This window comes from Hydrogenispora ethanolica (assembly GCF_004340685.1).
Lineage (GTDB): Bacteria > Bacillota > UBA4882 > UBA8346 > UBA8346 > Hydrogenispora > Hydrogenispora ethanolica.
On record NZ_SLUN01000019.1, the window covers coordinates 64,540 to 80,734 of the forward strand.

Sequence of the window (16,195 nt, forward strand, 5' to 3'; positions counted from 1 at the left end):
CTTTTTTGATCTGTATCAAACAGCTTGCGCCAGTCCGGACGTAAGCTGTTTTACAAATGGATTGATTGTTTGTTACGCATTGTTTAAAATTCGGCCGGAAAAAGAAATGTCCTGTTAGATTCCGTAATTTTCGGAGTAAATTGCAACCATTTGCGCAATGTCGCGCCGTACGGCGTCGGTGATCGGGATGTAAGGCTCAGTGACTTTTTCGCCGCATAACGAAAGTTGGGATAGGGCCGCTTTCCGCCAGACAATGGCGGACATCCAGGAGTTGCTGTAAAGATTCATTTTGTTCATGGCATTGATCTGATCGGCGATACTCCGTGCTTTGGAGAGTTCGCCGTCACGGATGGCTTCATAGAGAGCGACAAAGAGGCGCGGGAAAACATTCCCCAGCGAGGGGACGATACCATGGGCGCCGGCGGCCAGGCCTTCATAGCCTATCGATTCATCGCCAACGAAGATGCGGAAGGCCGGATTGTCGTGATAACGGGAGATGATCTGCTGTAAATAATCGCGATTCCCGCTGCTGTCTTTGATACCGACGATCTTGGAACCGCTGCCGGAGAGGATCTGCTCCAGCGCGGCGAGACTGATATTGGTGCCGCAAGTCACCGGAATATTGTAGAGTAGGATAGGCAGGGAGGAACGCTCCGCGACTTCGGAGTAGAACGCGACGATCTCGGCGTCGTCATGAACCGGATAATAATAGGGAGGGGAGACCACCACGGCATCGGCCCCCAGGCTCTCGGCGATTTTGAGATTTTCGATTACCCGATGGAGTCCGGTGTCGCTGATGCCGACCAAAACCGGGACCCGCTGTTGCGTTTCGGCGATGGTGACTTCCATGATCGTACGTCGCTCGGCATCACTTAAGCGCGCAAACTCCCCTGAAGTACCCAGCGGAAAAATGCCATGCACACCACCCTTGATTATATAATTGATCACTCGCCGCAGAGCCGGGACATCGACAGTTTCGTCGTTATGTAACGGGGTGACCAAAGGGACGATGACTCCATGCAATTCTTGGCTGTCCATTGGAAAAGCTCCTTTCCTATTATATGTTCATCATTAATGAACATCATTCACAATTCATGACAAAAAAAGAATCATTTCATTGTATTCAGCGTTGGATTAAACCTCTCATTTCCCGGGTTGCCCGTAACAACATGGCCGCATACTCTTCGATCTTAGGCTCGGTAAAACGTAACGAGGGGCCGGAGATGCTTACCGAAGCGACAGTGGTCCCTTTATAGTTTTGAATCGGCACGGCGATACATTTGATTCCGTACTCATGCTCCATGTTATCGATGGCATAACCCCTGGCCCGGATCAGGTTCATCTCTTGTAAAAAGGCCACCGGATCGGTGATCGTATAGGGCGTGAATGGCTCCAGGCCTTTGGCGATGATTTTTTGAAGCTCGTTCTCCGGCAGATTGGCCAAGATTGCCTTGCCGACGCCGGTGCAATAGAGCGGCGCTTTCAGGCCGATGACGGATCGCCCGGGCGTAACGCCGATGGGATAGATGGCATCGATATAGATGACTTCGTCCTCGGAGAGTTTGGCTAAATAAACTGTCTCGCGACTGGCATCACAGAATTCTTCCAGATATGGCCGGATAATCCGGCGCAAATCATGGGTGGCGTAAAGATTGTTGCTTAATTGCAGCACTTTCATACCCAAATGATACTTATTCGTCTCCGGATTTTTCTCCAAAAAGCCCGCTTGTTCAAACGTGGTCACAATATTGTGAACCGTGCTCTTTAACAGGCCGGACAGTTCGCTGAGTTCGCTGATGCCGCGTTCCGGAGCGTCATTGGTAAAATAGTCCAATAATTTGATGGCTTTAAATAAGGATTTCACCTTTGGTTCAGAAATGGGAATCGCTCCTGTTCATTATTGATGAAAACGATTCATCATTATTAATTATAAATCGTACCTGAAAGTTTTGTCAAAATAAATTTAGACCCTTTTAAAATTATTTTAAAACAGCTCGAACTCATTCCTGTCACAAATCATTTTATGAAATTGTGCTTGAAATCCAGTCATCTCAAAAGAACTCGCGATCTTGCAATGAAAATTTGATCGACCCGGCAGGAATTTTTTTAAAGATCACAAATATCTATATTTAGAAAACGTTTTATATTTTTATCCTTGAATATCATGTCTGTTTTTTGAGCTGTTTCCGTGTGCTTTTCTTGACGAATAGGTTTTTCGATTGGAGAATGGTTGAAACGTTTTCGATTTGTCGCAAAATTACGCCGGCTACAAATGAGTCTGCGCCCGATTGATAAGAGTGGGCATTTTCAAGGTTGCTTTGTTCCATAAATGTTTTCAGTAAATTTTGAAAGGGAAACTGATGGCGACAATTAAGGATGTAGCTGCCGAGGCCGGGGTTTCCATTGCAACGGTCTCAAAGATCTTGAATGATAATCAATACAGTTCGGGTAAGACCCGGGCTAAAGTGATGGCAGCCATTAAGAAGCTCGGTTATCAACCCAATCACATTGCCCGCAGCATGGTTCGGGGCAAGACGAAGCTGATCGCATTGGTGGTTCCGGATATCCGTAACGATTTCTTTACCCAAGTTGCACGGGGCGTCGAGGATATCGCCAATAAATACGATTACCGTGTTATTTTATGTAATACCGATGAGGATCCGGGAAAACAATCCAAGTATTTGGAGATGCTCCGTGGGGGCATCGTCGATGGCTTTATCATTGCGCCGGCCGATGATGATGATGCTCTGATCAAAAAGGTAGAACCCGGACGGTTGCCATTTGTCTTCATCGACCGGGTGTGTTCCGGAGTTCAGGCGGATGCGGTAGTGGTCGATAATCGTGACGGTTCTTATCGGGCGGTTCAGCATCTCTTGGATAACGGTTATCGGCGGATCGGCTTCATCGCCGGAAAACGTGATATTTTCACCGGCCGCGAACGTTGGCGCGGTTATCAGCAAGCGCTCGGCGATTATGAAATAGCGCTTGTCGATCAGTTGATCAAGGACGGACGTTTTACGATCGAAGGCGGGTATCTGGCGATGAAAGCGTTACTGGCTTTGGAGCAAAGACCGGAGGCGGTTTTTGTCTCCAACTATTCGATGACCATCGGCGCACTGAAAGCGATGACGGAGTTAAGGCTGAAGATTCCGCAAGAGATTGCGGTTGTCGGTTTTGACGATTCGGATTGGGCGGAATTTTTTGTTCCCCCTTTGACGGTGATCCGCCAACCTACCTACACCATGGGGACGTTAGCCGGGGAAATTCTCTTTCAACGGCTTTTTGAGAGTGAAACTTCCGAACGAAAGGAGATCTTTCTCCGGCCGGAGCTGGTTATCCGTAAGTCCTGCGGGGCGCGATAAGCGCCTACAATAAAACAAACTGATATATCAAAAAAGTGGAGGGATCGTAATGAGTTTAAAAAATGGTTGCTTGCCAAAGATCGGCATCCGTCCGGCTATTGACGGCCGGAGGCGTGGCATCCGGGAATCCCTGGAAGATCAAACGATGGGGATGGCCAAGGCGGTAGCGGAGTTTTATGCTCAAAACCTGCGCCATTCCGACGGTTCTCCGGTAGAATGCGTCATCGCTGACACCTGCATCGGCGGAGTGGCCGAGGCCGCCCAGACTGCGGCCAAATTCGCCCGGGAAGGCGTCGGATTGTCATTGACGGTGACTCCGTGCTGGTGTTACGGCGCAGAGACCATGGATATGGATCCCTTGATCCCCAAAGCAGTTTGGGGTTTTAACGGGACCGAGCGGCCCGGCGCGGTTTATTTGGCATCGGTGCTTGCCGCTCATAACCAGAAGGGGTTGCCGGCCTTCGGCATTTATGGCCATGATGTTCAAGATCCGTCCGACCGCTCGATTCCACCCGACGTACAGGAGAAATTGTTGCAATTTGCCAAGGCCGGGCTGGCGGTGGCGGCGATGCGCGGCCGTTCCTACTTGGCCATCGGCGGTATGTCAATGGGCATTGCCGGTTCGATCGTCAACCCCGATTTTCTGGAACGGTTTTTGGGCATGCGCTATGAGATGGTGGATTCCAGTGAATTCTTGCGGCGGATGGAGGAAGGAATCTATGATCGGGAAGAGTTTGAGCGGGCTTTGCGTTGGGTGAAGGCCCATTGCCAGGAAGGGTTGGAACGCAATCCGGCGGAGCGGCGGAGCTCACGGGAGCGGAAAGACTGGGAATGGGAATTCATCATCAAGATGACAATGATCGCCCGCGACCTGATGCTCGGCAACCCCAAACTGGGTGAACTCGGTTTCGGGGAAGAAGCATTGGGGCATAACGCTATCGCCGGCGGATTCCAAGGCCAACGTCAGTGGACCGATCATTTTCCCAATGGCGATTTTATGGAAACCATCCTGAACTCTTCGTTCGATTGGAACGGCATCCGGGAAGCCATCAGCTTCGCGACGGAGAATGACTTTTTGAATGGAATTTCGATGCTATTCGGGCATCTGCTGACCGGCACCGCCCAGATCTTCTCCGATGTCCGTTCCTATTGGAGCCCGGAAGCAGTCAAGCGGGTAACCGGGCACGAGCTTTCCGGACCGGCCAGTCCCGGCTTTATCCATCTGATCAATTCCGGCTCGACCGCTTTGGACGGCACCGGCCAGCAGGAGCGGAACGGCAAACCGGCCTTGAAACCTTTCTGGGAGATTACCGAGGCCGAGACGAAACGATGCCTGGAAGCCACCCGTTTCTGCCCGGCGGTGCTGGAATACTTCCGGGGCGGCGGGTTCTCCACCACCTTTGAAACCCGGGGCGGGATGCCGGTGACCATGAGCCGGCTGAATCTGATCCATGGACTCGGGCCGGTGCTGCAGATCGCCGAAGGGTACACGGTGGATCTGCCGGTTGCCATCAGCCGGCCGATTATCGACCGGACCGACCCGACCTGGCCGACCACCTGGTTTGTGCCGCGGCTGACCGGCAGCGGACCTTTCAAGGATGTCTATTCGGTGATGAATCATTGGGGCGCCAATCACGGCGCTATCAGTTACGGCCATATCGGCGGCGATCTGATGACCCTGGCGGCGATGCTGAGGATCCCGGTCGCGCTGCATAATGTCCCCGAGGAACGGATCTTCCGGCCCAGCGCCTGGGGAGCCTTTGGGGCTCAGGATCCGCAAGGCGCCGACTACCGGGCCTGCCAAAATTTTGGCCCGATTTACGGTTAAACGATCTTCGGGCAATCATTGGGAATCCCGGCAAGAAAGCCGCAAGGCCGGTCGGTAATGGGCCGGTTTTGCGGCTTTTAATTTTCGGCGCGAAGATACATGGCTTGGTCATCTTTCGTGGAACAGATGGAGCAGCAGCCGGAGGCAGACAAAATACATCCAGAAATAATATGCCACTCGCAGGTCGTACTGGGTGATAATTTTCAGGCAATAGAGAACCGCCGGAAAGATGATCAGGATAATAATCAATAAAACATCTTTTTGTTCATCCGAGGGGTAGCGGGAGACTCCCAACACCTTTAACAAACGGAAGAATGAGTCTTCCAACCTTTTATAAAGCGGTTTGTTGGGGATCTCAGCCGTCACTGTCATCCCTCCGCCTTTTCTCGTAGGTATGGTAGGCGGTGGTCAAAAACCTCGCGCCAAGCAGGCAACCGACCAGGGCGCCGAAAAATGGCACAATCTTGCCGATGGCCAAGGTGACAATGAGCGAGATCGAAAAGATATAAATTCCGATGGTCAACAGCACCGGATAGGTGGAAACCGGTGGCGGGGCGGTACGGCATAGAGCGGGCAGCCTTCCGTCCCGGATGGCTTTCTCGCTGGTGGAAGCCGTCTCCGCCATGGCTGGTTTGGGTTTGTCCGTCGGCATGGTTGGCCCTCATCCTTCAGGTATTCTTTCATGATATGTGTATGAAAAATGCGCGCCGCTTATGCCATGTTTACCGGAGAGGGGCAGGCCAGGTGAATTTGATAATGCAATACGAGGTCACCATCCCGTAGACCACATGGACCAGCAGAAAATTGAGGACTTCGTTGGGGCGGTTGACCTGAAGTTCGAAGATCTGGGGCAGCGTGTGCATGATGATACCGAAGATGCCGAGCCAAATGGTAAAGCCGATGACAAAGCCTTTCAAAAGATAATGGCGGTTTCCGAAGCAGCGGAGGGTGAGCCCGCTGAGAATGCCGAAGATCCCGCCGACCGAGAGATCAATAATCATTCCGATCAGATAACCTAGAAAGATTTGGATATGAGGCTTCTTTAAAAAAATATCGGCGGCGATATGAATGATGTGGAACGTGGCGAAACGGCTCAATACCGCAAACAGTCCGTAGAGGTCCTTCATCACCGAACCGATCATTCCTGCGATAAACCAAGCCGTAAATTCATCTTTGAACACAGGAACCCCTCCAGCAAATGTTCATTCATGAAATAAGGTTCCCTAAAAAGGCTGACTCTTTACATCAAAATTCAATCGAGAAGGGCAGGAAGCTCTGTCAACCATTCTCAATCCAGGATTTTACGAATCAACCATCCAAAAATTCCAGCAATTGGGCGGGGTGATCGAGCACGTACCGCGGTCCGGCTGCTTCCAGAGTCGCTTTTTGATCGAATCCCCAGGTCACGGCGGCGATGTCAATCCGTGCCTTCCGGCAGGTGATAACATCGCGCAACTCGTCTCCGACGTATAAAATAGCGTGTTTTTTTAGACGTTGGTCACGAAGGTATTTTTGCAACGCTTGTCTCTTGCCGAAGACACCGTGGGCCGAACGGATCGCTCCATTGATGACGATGCCGCGCTTCGTAAAGAAACGGGCCACATTCTCCGCCGAGTTGGAGGTGATCACCGAGACCGTATAGCCGAGTTCCTCCAGCCGCGCCAACAGCTCCTTTATGCCTCCCCATAGGTGAATTGCGCCCAAGTGTTCCTGGTAGCGTTCGTGGAATTGGTGAAAGAGCTTGCGAATGAGCCCGATCCGGTAGCGCGGGATGCCCATGATCTTAAAACGCTCTTTCATACTAGCCTGCTGAAGGCGGCGATAATCGTCCGAAGTCACTGGATTGAGTCCCATTTCCTCCGCCAAGCGGTTGTAAATTTCCAAAGCAGCCCGGAGCGAATCCACCAGGGTACCGTCAAAATCAAAAATAATGTGTTTGTACAAAGCTTCACCGGCCTTTCGGAGCGGGGATTGTATTTTCCTATCATCCGGTGGTTCAATGGATGAATTGCAATTGGAAAAACGCATTGAGGCACCGTGATTTTCCAAAATTCTTTTCGACGAATTTAACCGTCAGAGTAGTAGTATACCTTTTCCGGGCGAAGGACGCCAGCTTTTTCGGATTTTATATCGATAAATGTATCGGTATTCCATGGGGAAAAGTAAATTTCTTTCTCAAAAACATCCATATCATTCCGGTTTTTTTCAGTGTGGCTGTGAGCCATCTCGGGCTGCGTTTTCATTGGATGAGCCTAACTGAGTATCAACTTCGCTCCGCTCACCCTCTGACTGTACCCTGTTTTGGCCACACTTCCCCGACTTATCCACAGCCAAAACCGTTAACCACGTTAAACGGATCCGTTTATCCACAAAAACAGATCGCTTATTCACAAAAAGAGCTTGCTGAACGGCTGAGCAAGCTCTCTCATTCACAAAACCAGCTTGCTTATCCACAAAAAGAGCTTGCTGAGCGACTGAATGAGCTCACTTATTCACAAAACCAGCTTGCTCATTCACAAAACCAGCTCGCTCATCCACAAAAAGAGCTCGCTGAACGACTGAGCAAGCTCACTTATCCACAAAACGAGCTTACCGAGCGACTGAATGAGCTCTTTCAGTCACCCAAAATGATCCGTGATTCACAAAACATTCTCTTTCAGCTTCTCAACCCGGTCACTTATCCGCAAAACGACGCCATGACTTATCCTTCAATCCCTTCGTGAGTGAGCGGAGCTAACTTGATAATCGTCAGGGGTTATTTGGCAAACTAAGTCGCTACTTCAAGCACCGTGATTCCCAAAGAATCCGGTATTTTTTCGTTAACTCAAAGAGCATGGCTGCCGGGGATGCGGTATATCCCACCTGGTCCTAGCGCATAATATGAAAAGTTTACCGATCGTCGGTGGCAATAAGAGGGAAAAATGTATCGAACACCAAAGCGACCAATATTTTGGAAAATGCTCCGTGAGCTTGAACGGATTAAAATGGAGTTCGCCAAGGATAATTCCTTGGAAACGGGTCTCTCCGAGCATCTCCAGGACAATCTGCGCCAAATCAAAGACCGGCTTCATGCCAGCACGGATCTGGTCATCCGATCTTTTGCGCTCGGCTTGCCCGGAAGGCGCCAAGCGGCTGTAGTCTTTATTGACGGCCTGGCTGATAAGAAGCAGATCGAGTGGAGTATCCTGCGCCCTTTAATGCTGCCCGGGGAAAACGGAGCGCTCCACACTGGAAACAACCTGCTGGAATATGTTGAATCCTCTTTGCTTACCGTGGGCGAGGTGAAGTTGGCCCATGAACCGCTCACACTCATCGACAGCGTCTTAATGGGCAGTACCGCTCTGCTAATTGACGGACAAGCGGCTGCGATTATCGTGAATACCCCGGGCTGGGAGAAACGCTCGCTTCAGCAACCGGACTCCGAAGTCAATATTCGGGGACCGCGCGATGGATTCATCGAATCGCTACGGACCAATACTGCTCTCTTACGGCGCAAGATAGGTCATCCCAATTTAACCTTTGAGACATTGACGGTCGGACAAAAAACGAAGACCGATGTGAGTATCGCTTATCTGAAGGAGGTTGCCCCCGAACCACTGATACAAGAGATCAAACGAAGAATCAAGCGGATCCAGACCGATATTATTGTCGGAGCGGGAGGGATTGAACAATTCATTGAAGACGCGCCGCTTTCACTCTTTTCCACCGTGGGCTACAGCGAACGGCCGGATGTGGTGGCCGCCAAAATCATCGAAGGCCGGGCCGCGATCGTCATCGACGGTACGCCGATCGTCCTGACGGTACCTTTTTTGTTTGTAGAGAATTTCCAGTACCCTGATGATTATAACTTTCACTTTCTTTATGCCACATTGCTCCGCTGGGTCCGGTACGTCGCGTTTGGGTTCAGTTTTCTGTCCCCCGCCGCCTACGTCGCCTTATCCACATTTCATCAGGAACTGATTCCGACACCATTAGTGATCACCATGGCCGCATCGATGGAAGGGACACCCTTTCCCACGGTGGTGGAAGCGATCGGAATGGGATTGCTCTTCGAGATTATCCGGGAGGGTGGTATCCGCCTGCCCAAACCGGTCGGTCAAGCCATCGGGATCGTCGGCGCCCTGGTGATCGGGCAAGCGACCGTCCAAGCGGGTTTAGTCGACGCGCCCACGGTGATAGTTATCGCGGTCACTGCGGTGGCGACATTTGTGTCGCCGACTCTGGTGGATGAAACGACACCGTTGCGGATTCTCCTGGTCGTTTTGGCGGGACTCCTGGGAGCGTTCGGGATCATGATCGGCTTATTGGTGTTATTGATTCACCTGGCTTCGATCCGTTCTTTCGGAGTTCCGTATTTAGCGCCGGTGGTTCCATTCTCAGCCCGGGAATTTCTTCAAGATGTGGTGATTCGCAGTCCTTGGTGGACAATGTGGTTCCGGCCGCGGATGCTCGCGGCCGGCGATCCGGAGCGGCAGCGTTTCCGGCTGATGCCTCATCCACCCAAAGGTTCGAAAGATGGTTCGAAAAAATGAAACGGCGTATTCTTTGTTGGTTGACGCTTGCCGGCTTACTAGGGCTGCTGCTTTTATGCGGCGGTTGCTGGAACTACCATGAATTGGACGAATTATCCATCGTTTCCGGAGTTGGGCTGGATCAAGGGAAGCGGCCGGGCACGGTTGAATTGACGGTTCAGATTATCAAACCTGGCGAGGTAAAATCAGGCGGAGAACAGGGAGGAGGCGGCGGTGGAGGAGGGGGGAAACAACCGCCGTTTATCGTGAAAACCATTGCCGGCAAAACCGTTTTTGAAGCGATCCGTAATTCGTTAAGGGAGACGAACCGGAAGCTATATTTCCCGCATAACCAGCTGATCGTGATCGGTAAGGAACAAGCGGAGCATGGAGTTCGTACCATACTCGATCTGTTCATCCGTGACCACGAGCCGCGTCCGACGGTGTGGGTTCTGGTGGCCGAGGGAAAAGCCAAGGATATTTTAAAAGCTCCCGGTGAGCTGGAGAAAATTTCGGCCATGGAGATCAGCGAATTGGTCCAGATTCAAACCGCGACTTCTGAAAACATCATCGTTAAACTGCAAGATTTTATTGTTCGTTTAATGAGCAATACAACTGCTCCGGTCGCCCCGATGATCAGGATCAATGAGCAGAGTAAGGAGAAACGCCTAAGCCTTACGGGAACCGCCGTCTTTAAAGAAGATCGCCTGCGGGGTAAACTGGATACCCATCAGACAAGAGGTTTGTTGTGGGTGCTGGGAAAGGTGAAGAGCGGAATTATCATGATTCGGGTTCCACAGGGGGAAGCGGGGATGGAGATTATTCGCGCCAGCAGTGAAATCAAACCGATATTCGAAAAGGGCCGGTTAAAGATCCGGGTCACTGTCCGCGAGGAGGGAAACTTGGGTTGTCAAATGACTCCGGCGGAATTGACCAAACCGGCGATGCTGAAATCCCTGGCGCGACGGAAAGCAGCCCTCATCCGGAGAGAGATCTACTCAGCCTTGAAACAGGCCAAAGCAATGAAAACCGATATTTTCGGTTTTGGAGACGCGGTTCATCGTTCCCATCCCAAACAATGGCAGAAAATGGAGCGCCAATGGGATGAGATCTTTCCCCAACTGCCAGTCGAGGTCGACGTGCGTTCAGTCATCAAACTAGTAGGCCTAACCACCAAGCCGGCAGTGCCTGTGCAAGATTAGCCAAATGTTCGATGCTGGCTCGGGAGTGTCGCATGAAAGAGATTATGAATGAATTTGGAAAATGGACAAATTAATGGCCGACAACTGATATTTTTAATCATGGGGTACATCCTCGGCTCTTCCGTGATCCTTCCTCCCGGCACGGAGGCAGGAAACAGCAGTTGGTTGGCAATTTTTTGTGGCGCGGGTGAAGGGCTCATCATTGCGTTCATCTTTACCGTATTGGCGCGGCGTTTTCCGAATCAAACCGCGGTACAATTTAATTCCATCGTATACGGGCCATATCTCGGGAGCATCGTGTCGGTGGCCTTTCTCTGGTATATATTTAATCTCGGCTCTATTGTAACGCGTAATTTTACCGATTTTATCGGAACTGTTTTCATGCCGGAGACGCCGACTCTGATCGTCGGGATAGCGATGATATTCGCTGCAGCGTTTGCGGTTTACCAAGGCGTGGAAGTGATTGCGTTATCCAGTGTAATTCTGGTGCCATTGACGGTAGTGTTTTTTCTCATCTCATACATGCTGCAAATCAACACTTTTGATCTTCAAAATTTATTACCCTTTTTGGATGTACCGATGGAGAAATTTTTGGGCGCCGCTCACGGCGCGGCCACTTTTCCATTTGCGGAAATAGTGGTTTTCCTGATGATCTTTCCTTATCTCAATCCATCCAAATTAAGCCCAATGGTTGAGATAGCGGGAATTTCATTTTCCGCGCTGGTCTTATCGCTGTCCGCAGTACGCACTATCGCCGTATTGGGCAATACTGCGGCGATTTTTACCTATCCTTCCTTTGAAGCTTTAAAACTATTAAACCTCCCTTTTTTCAATGCCCGGATGGAGATAATTGTCGGGATTAACTTTATGACCATGGGGTTCTTAAAAATAACCATTCTTTATTATGGAACAGTTTTGGGGATAGCGCAGTTGTTTGGGTTACGCCGTTATCAAATATTGATTATCCCGGTTGGGATTCTAATGTTGATTTTTTCAATGTTGAACTTCAATAATATTGTGGAAAACATGGAGTACGCCCGGATTACGTATCCGATTTACGCCTTGCTGTTTCAAGCATGGTTTCCATTGATAACCTTGGGAATCGCAATGATTCGCCGTCAGGGAGGAGCCAAAGAATGATTCTTTCCGGATTGTCTGTATTGTTCATCTTCTCTCTAATCGCCGCTTTGGAAGTTCCAGGATTGCTCAAAAAGCGATACTGGAAAGAGTTGATCGTCTACAGCTTTTTGTTACTGGCCGGCTTGGGCCTTAGCTTGCTACTAGTGGCGGGCGTCGAAATCCCCCCGGTATCCACGGCTATCACCAATTGGGTAAAGGCGGTTTTCAAAATCAAAGGATGAACAAATACCGAAAAAAGACGGCAGTCTAAAGTATTGTAAACACAAACGGCCCGCGTTGACAATGGGTACCCCGTATGATAAATTAAAGGAAAATTGTTGTAGGGGTAATCATGCGGATACTGACTACCAATCAAGACAAAACCGTGATTATGGATTTATTGAATCGGCGTCCCAAGTTTCAAGCCGAGGCTCAGTTGCAACTCAGCGCCAATGTCGCGGCAATTATGCAAAAAGTCCGGATCGATGGCGATGCCGCCTTATATGAATTGACCGAGAAGTTCGACCGGATTGTCTTGGCCTCAGGTACGCTGCGAGTTGCCGATTCGGAGCTCGCAACCGCTCGCGCTGATATTCCCGCCTCATTCGTAACCGCCATTCGTCTCGCGAAAGACAATATCCTCGCGTATCACCAAAAGCAGCTTCCTAAGGACTGGGTCGACCTCCGGAACGACGGGATCGTCTTGGGGCAACGGTTTCAAGCCGTCGACTCCGCCGGACTTTATGTACCGGGCGGGATCGCCGGGACGACTCCGTTGGTCTCATCGGTCCTGATGAATGTGCTTCCGGCCGTGGTGGCCGGAGTCCGGCGCATCGTCATCTGTACGCCCCCCAACGCCAGTGGCGGAATTAATCCTTATTTGCTTGCCGCGGCGGCGGAATGCGGTGTGACGGAGATTTATAAAGTCGGCGGTGCTCAGGCAATTGCCGCTTTAGCTTTTGGAACCCAGAGTATTGCACCGGTCGATGTCATCACCGGTCCCGGCAATCAATATGTTACCGAGGCCAAACGCCAGGTCTTCGGTTATGTCGGCCTGGATATGCTGGCTGGTCCCAGTGAGATCTTGATCATCGCCGATTCCGAAAATAAACCGTCCTACATTGCGGCGGATCTGTTATCCCAAGCCGAGCATGGACCGTTTAACGAAGCCGGCGCATTTTTACTGACGCCCTCCGCGGCTTTGGCCGAGGCGGTCAATGATGAAGTGGAAGGCCAGTTGAAGGAGCTTTCCCGCAATCAAGTCGCCGCGGCTTCGCTGGAGTCGAATGGCCTGATTGCAGTAACCGACAGTTTGGACGAAGCGTTCGAGTTGGCCAATTATTGCGCTCCGGAGCATTTGGAATTGCTCATCGCCGATCCTTGGGCCAGTGTGAACCGGATCAAACATGCCGGAGCCATTTTTATCGGGCCTTATTCTACGGAACCGATCGGGGACTATGTCGCCGGCACCAATCATGTCTTGCCCACCAACGGCACAGCGCGTTTCTCTTCGGGATTGAACGTCGATCATTTCATCAAAAAAAGCAGCCTGATCTCTTATAGTCAGGCGGGAATCGAGCGTTTTGGGCCGGCTGCGATAACCATCGCCGGAGTTGAAGGCCTGGATGCTCATGCCAATGCCGTCCGGCTTCGGTTAAATAAATGAGGTGAGTGAATGCGCACTGCCGTAATGGAACGAAATACCTTGGAGACGAAAGTTCAGATCGAGATCAATTTGGATGGGACCGGGACCTACGAGATCGAGACCGGCATCGGCTTTTTCGACCATATGCTGGCCCAAATCGCACGCCATGGCCGATTGGATCTCAAGGTGCATGCCGCCGGAGATTTAGAGGTCGATTCCCATCATACCGTGGAAGACGTGGGGATCGTTCTCGGCCAGGCCCTGCAACGGGCTCTCGGTGAAAAGCAGAAAATTTGCCGCTATGGAGAGGCCATTGTTCCCATGGACGAAGCATTATCGCTGGTAGCCATCGATCTTAGCGGCCGGCCTTTTTTACGTTTCCGGGCGGACTTAGGAAAAACGCGCCTTGGCCAATTTGATCTGGAAATGGTGGAAGAGTTTTTCCGGGCGGTTTCAGTCCAAGCCGGCATGAATATTCACATTCAGTTGATGGACGGTTCCAACCTTCATCATTGTTGCGAAGCGATATTTAAGGCATTTGGGCGGGCATTGGCGGGTGCGGTATCAATCGATGAAAGGATGGTCGGGATTCCTTCAACCAAAGGAGTCCTCTAAAAAAGATGATCGCAATCATTGATTATGGAGTGGGAAATCTTCGAAGCGTCGCTAAGGCTTTCGAGTTTTTGGGTTTTTCAGCGCAAGTCACCAGTGACCCGGAGCTGGTTCGAGAGGCGGAACGGGTCGTTCTTCCGGGGGTCGGAGCTTTCGGCAAATCGATGGAGAGTTTGGAGAAAGCGGGAATGGTTCCGGTAGTTCGTGAAGTCATTGCCTCGGGGCGCCCCTTTTTAGGAATCTGTCTCGGATTGCAACTTCTTTTTGAAGAAAGTTTTGAAGTTTTCGGCAATGAGACGTCTTCCTTCAAAGGATTGGGAATTTTCCCCGGCCGGGTCTTGCGTTTTCCTGCCGGAGAATTGAAAGTGCCGCAGATCGGCTGGAATCAAATCCAATTGGCCCAAGACACTCCTTTATTTCATAAAGTCCAGGATGGGAGTTTCGTTTATTTTGTCCATTCCTATTACGTGAAACCAACCGATCCTCGGCTCACGGCTTGTGAAACCCATTATGCGATTGATTACTGTTCGGGGATAGCACGAGAAAATGTATTCGCGGTCCAGTTCCATCCGGAAAAGAGCAGCCAGGTAGGCTTGCAAATCCTACGCAATTTCGCAGAGCTAAGGGGCTAAGGTTTACCTAAGCGTAGCGCATATGAGAGGCAGAGGGTGAAGTATGCTAGCCAAGCGTGTAATTCCTTGTTTGGATGTCAAAGATGGGCGAGTTGTCAAAGGCACGGAGTTCCTGCAACTGCGCGATGCCGGAGATCCGGTGGAATTGGGCGCCTTTTACGACAAAGAAGGCGCTGATGAGTTGGTTTTTTTGGATATTACCGCTTCTCACGAGCGGCGGAAGACCGTGGTTGAAATGGCCGCTCATGTGGCGGAAGAAGTGTTTATCCCGTTTACAGTGGGCGGAGGAATCTCCAGCGTCGAGGATATGCGCGAGATTTTGTTGGCCGGGGCGGATAAAACCGCTATCAATACCGCCGCAGTGTTACAGCCGCAGTTAATCGCGGATGGAGCGGAACGGTTTGGTTCGCAATGTGTGGTTGTAGCGATCGATGCCCGGCGGCGCCAGAAGGATCACCCGGAAATGGGATGGGAAGTATTCATTCATGGCGGGCGGACGCCTACCGGGCTCGATGCGGTCGAATGGGCCGAACAAGTCGAAAAGTTGGGCGCTGGCGAGATCTTGTTGACTAGCATGGATTGTGACGGCACTTTAAACGGCTATGATAACGAACTGAACCGGGCAGTCGCCGCGACGGTGGGTATTCCGGTGATCGCTTCCGGCGGAGCCGGTCGGCTGGAACACTTGGCGGAAGCAATTCAACTCGGAAAAGCCGATGCGGTTCTGGTCGCTTCGATCTTTCACTACCGGGAATATACCATTCGCCAAGCAAAAGCATTCTTGGCGCAACAGCAAATCGCGGTGCGGGGCGTATAAAAGTAAAGGCCGGCCATTCCGGAAGCAAATTGTCAGGTGAGGTAAAAAGGTAAAGGCGACCCGATACGGCCGCCTTTTTTACGGGATGGATTAATATACTAAATAAAAAACTTAGAGAAATAAAAAAGGCCTTTCGGCCTTTTCTCATTACATGGCGTTTAATTTCTTCATCAAGCGGGATTTTCTCCGAGCGGCCTGATTTTTATGGATTAAACCTTTTGACGCGCTCTCGTCCAAAGACTTGATAGCTTGTTGCAGATCGGATTTGGCAGCATCTTTGTTTCCGGCAGTAATAGAGGAAACAGCCTTCTTTAAGTATGTTTTTAACTCGGATCGTTGCGTCTTGTTGGCTTCACGGTTAATCGCGGCCACTTTCACTCGTTTTTCGGCTGATTTAATATTCGGCAAAACCTTCACCTCCTTATACTGCGGCAAAAGACCTAAATTTTCAACAGAATATATTGTAA

At 50.8% G+C, this 16,195-nt stretch carries 18 protein-coding genes; 11 read left to right on the forward strand and 7 right to left on the reverse strand.

Going from position 1 to position 16,195, the window contains the following annotated elements:
* Positions 1 to 114: 114 nt before the first annotated feature.
* Both EDC14_RS15360 and EDC14_RS15365 read right to left on the reverse strand, forming a co-directional pair.
* Positions 115 to 1,038 carry a dihydrodipicolinate synthase family protein gene (locus EDC14_RS15360; RefSeq protein WP_132015201.1) on the reverse strand — a complete coding sequence of 308 codons (924 nt, stop codon included), beginning with the start codon at positions 1,036 to 1,038 and terminating at the stop codon, positions 115 to 117.
* A gap of 85 nt (positions 1,039 to 1,123) precedes the next feature.
* On the reverse strand, positions 1,124 to 1,864 hold the full coding sequence (locus tag EDC14_RS15365; RefSeq protein WP_243662945.1) for an IclR family transcriptional regulator: 741 nt from the start codon (positions 1,862 to 1,864) through the stop codon (positions 1,124 to 1,126).
* Positions 1,865 to 2,360: 496 nt separating this feature from the next.
* On the opposite strand from EDC14_RS15365, the gene EDC14_RS15370 reads away from it, so the two are divergent.
* The gene (locus tag EDC14_RS15370) at positions 2,361 to 3,362 is read left to right on the forward strand and encodes a LacI family DNA-binding transcriptional regulator (protein ID WP_132015203.1); all 1,002 of its coding nucleotides are present in this window, start codon (positions 2,361 to 2,363) and stop codon (positions 3,360 to 3,362) included.
* Positions 3,363 to 3,411: 49 nt separating this feature from the next.
* A complete protein-coding gene (locus EDC14_RS15375) occupies positions 3,412 to 5,190 on the forward strand; it encodes an L-fucose isomerase (protein ID WP_132015204.1) in 1,779 nt (592 codons plus the stop codon).
* Positions 5,191 to 5,298: 108 nt separating this feature from the next.
* Here the strand turns inward: EDC14_RS15375 and EDC14_RS15380 are convergent, their stop codons facing one another.
* The 4 genes from EDC14_RS15380 to EDC14_RS15395 all read right to left on the reverse strand — a co-directional run bounded on the left by EDC14_RS15380 (position 5,299) and on the right by EDC14_RS15395 (position 7,134).
* The gene (locus tag EDC14_RS15380) at positions 5,299 to 5,556 is read right to left on the reverse strand and encodes a hypothetical protein (RefSeq protein ID WP_132015205.1); all 258 of its coding nucleotides are present in this window, start codon (positions 5,554 to 5,556) and stop codon (positions 5,299 to 5,301) included.
* The gene (locus EDC14_RS15385) at positions 5,546 to 5,842 is read right to left on the reverse strand and encodes a hypothetical protein (protein ID WP_132015206.1); all 297 of its coding nucleotides are present in this window, start codon (positions 5,840 to 5,842) and stop codon (positions 5,546 to 5,548) included. Before EDC14_RS15385 ends, EDC14_RS15380 begins: the two co-directional genes overlap by 11 nt.
* 70 nt (positions 5,843 to 5,912) lie before the next feature.
* A complete protein-coding gene (locus EDC14_RS15390; RefSeq protein ID WP_132015207.1) occupies positions 5,913 to 6,371 on the reverse strand; it encodes a hypothetical protein in 459 nt (152 codons plus the stop codon).
* A gap of 127 nt (positions 6,372 to 6,498) precedes the next feature.
* A complete protein-coding gene (locus EDC14_RS15395; protein WP_165908054.1) occupies positions 6,499 to 7,134 on the reverse strand; it encodes an HAD-IA family hydrolase in 636 nt (211 codons plus the stop codon).
* Between the two features lie 302 nt (positions 7,135 to 7,436).
* Here EDC14_RS15395 and EDC14_RS15400 point away from each other — a divergent pair, with 302 nt between their 5' ends.
* The 9 genes from EDC14_RS15400 (at position 7,437) to hisF (ending at position 15,728) form a co-directional block, all read left to right on the forward strand.
* On the forward strand, positions 7,437 to 7,913 hold the full coding sequence (locus tag EDC14_RS15400) for a hypothetical protein (RefSeq protein WP_132015209.1): 477 nt from the start codon (positions 7,437 to 7,439) through the stop codon (positions 7,911 to 7,913).
* A gap of 198 nt (positions 7,914 to 8,111) precedes the next feature.
* Positions 8,112 to 9,722, forward strand: a complete 1,611-nt coding sequence (locus EDC14_RS15405; protein ID WP_132015210.1) for a spore germination protein — start codon at positions 8,112 to 8,114, stop codon at positions 9,720 to 9,722.
* Positions 9,719 to 10,903 carry a Ger(x)C family spore germination protein gene (locus EDC14_RS15410; protein ID WP_132015211.1) on the forward strand — a complete coding sequence of 395 codons (1,185 nt, stop codon included), beginning with the start codon at positions 9,719 to 9,721 and terminating at the stop codon, positions 10,901 to 10,903. Before EDC14_RS15405 ends, EDC14_RS15410 begins: the two co-directional genes overlap by 4 nt.
* A 48-nt stretch (positions 10,904 to 10,951) precedes the next feature.
* Positions 10,952 to 12,043 (forward strand): GerAB/ArcD/ProY family transporter, encoded by a 1,092-nt coding sequence (locus tag EDC14_RS15415; protein WP_132015212.1) that lies wholly within the window; start codon positions 10,952 to 10,954, stop codon positions 12,041 to 12,043.
* Positions 12,040 to 12,264: a hypothetical protein gene (locus EDC14_RS15420; protein ID WP_132015213.1), complete on the forward strand. Its 225-nt coding sequence runs from the start codon at positions 12,040 to 12,042 to the stop codon at positions 12,262 to 12,264. Before EDC14_RS15415 ends, EDC14_RS15420 begins: the two co-directional genes overlap by 4 nt.
* 110 nt (positions 12,265 to 12,374) lie before the next feature.
* Positions 12,375 to 13,688: a histidinol dehydrogenase gene (gene hisD / locus EDC14_RS15425; RefSeq protein WP_132015214.1), complete on the forward strand. Its 1,314-nt coding sequence runs from the start codon at positions 12,375 to 12,377 to the stop codon at positions 13,686 to 13,688.
* Positions 13,689 to 13,697: 9 nt separating this feature from the next.
* Positions 13,698 to 14,282, forward strand: a complete 585-nt coding sequence (gene hisB / locus EDC14_RS15430; protein ID WP_132015215.1) for an imidazoleglycerol-phosphate dehydratase HisB — start codon at positions 13,698 to 13,700, stop codon at positions 14,280 to 14,282.
* 5 nt (positions 14,283 to 14,287) lie between these two features.
* Positions 14,288 to 14,911, forward strand: coding sequence for an imidazole glycerol phosphate synthase subunit HisH (gene hisH, locus EDC14_RS15435; RefSeq protein ID WP_132015216.1), 624 nt, complete (start codon positions 14,288 to 14,290; stop codon positions 14,909 to 14,911).
* Between the two features lie 43 nt (positions 14,912 to 14,954).
* A complete protein-coding gene (gene hisF, locus EDC14_RS15440) occupies positions 14,955 to 15,728 on the forward strand; it encodes an imidazole glycerol phosphate synthase subunit HisF (RefSeq protein WP_132015217.1) in 774 nt (257 codons plus the stop codon).
* Positions 15,729 to 15,875: 147 nt separating this feature from the next.
* Here the strand turns inward: hisF and rpsT are convergent, their stop codons facing one another.
* Positions 15,876 to 16,145: a 30S ribosomal protein S20 gene (gene rpsT / locus EDC14_RS15445; RefSeq protein ID WP_424337415.1), complete on the reverse strand. Its 270-nt coding sequence runs from the start codon at positions 16,143 to 16,145 to the stop codon at positions 15,876 to 15,878.
* Between the last annotated feature and the right edge of the window lie 50 nt (positions 16,146 to 16,195).

Bases quoted from the DNA above. Each gene is read 5' to 3' on its own strand.
- EDC14_RS15360 (WP_132015201.1), bottom strand. From the start codon at position 1,038: ATGGACAGCCAAGAATTGCATGGAGTCATCGTCCCTTTGGTCACCCCG.
- EDC14_RS15370 (WP_132015203.1), top strand. From the start codon at position 2,361: ATGGCGACAATTAAGGATGTAGCTGCCGAGGCCGGGGTTTCCATTGCA.
- EDC14_RS15375 (WP_132015204.1), top strand. From the start codon at position 3,412: ATGAGTTTAAAAAATGGTTGCTTGCCAAAGATCGGCATCCGTCCGGCT.
- EDC14_RS15385 (WP_132015206.1), bottom strand. From the start codon at position 5,842: ATGCCGACGGACAAACCCAAACCAGCCATGGCGGAGACGGCTTCCACC.
- EDC14_RS15400 (WP_132015209.1), top strand. From the start codon at position 7,437: ATGAGCCTAACTGAGTATCAACTTCGCTCCGCTCACCCTCTGACTGTA.
- EDC14_RS15405 (WP_132015210.1), top strand. From the start codon at position 8,112: ATGTATCGAACACCAAAGCGACCAATATTTTGGAAAATGCTCCGTGAG.
- EDC14_RS15410 (WP_132015211.1), top strand. From the start codon at position 9,719: ATGAAACGGCGTATTCTTTGTTGGTTGACGCTTGCCGGCTTACTAGGG.
- EDC14_RS15415 (WP_132015212.1), top strand. From the start codon at position 10,952: ATGAATTTGGAAAATGGACAAATTAATGGCCGACAACTGATATTTTTA.
- EDC14_RS15420 (WP_132015213.1), top strand. From the start codon at position 12,040: ATGATTCTTTCCGGATTGTCTGTATTGTTCATCTTCTCTCTAATCGCC.
- hisD (WP_132015214.1), top strand. From the start codon at position 12,375: ATGCGGATACTGACTACCAATCAAGACAAAACCGTGATTATGGATTTA.
- hisB (WP_132015215.1), top strand. From the start codon at position 13,698: ATGCGCACTGCCGTAATGGAACGAAATACCTTGGAGACGAAAGTTCAG.
- hisH (WP_132015216.1), top strand. From the start codon at position 14,288: ATGATCGCAATCATTGATTATGGAGTGGGAAATCTTCGAAGCGTCGCT.
- hisF (WP_132015217.1), top strand. From the start codon at position 14,955: ATGCTAGCCAAGCGTGTAATTCCTTGTTTGGATGTCAAAGATGGGCGA.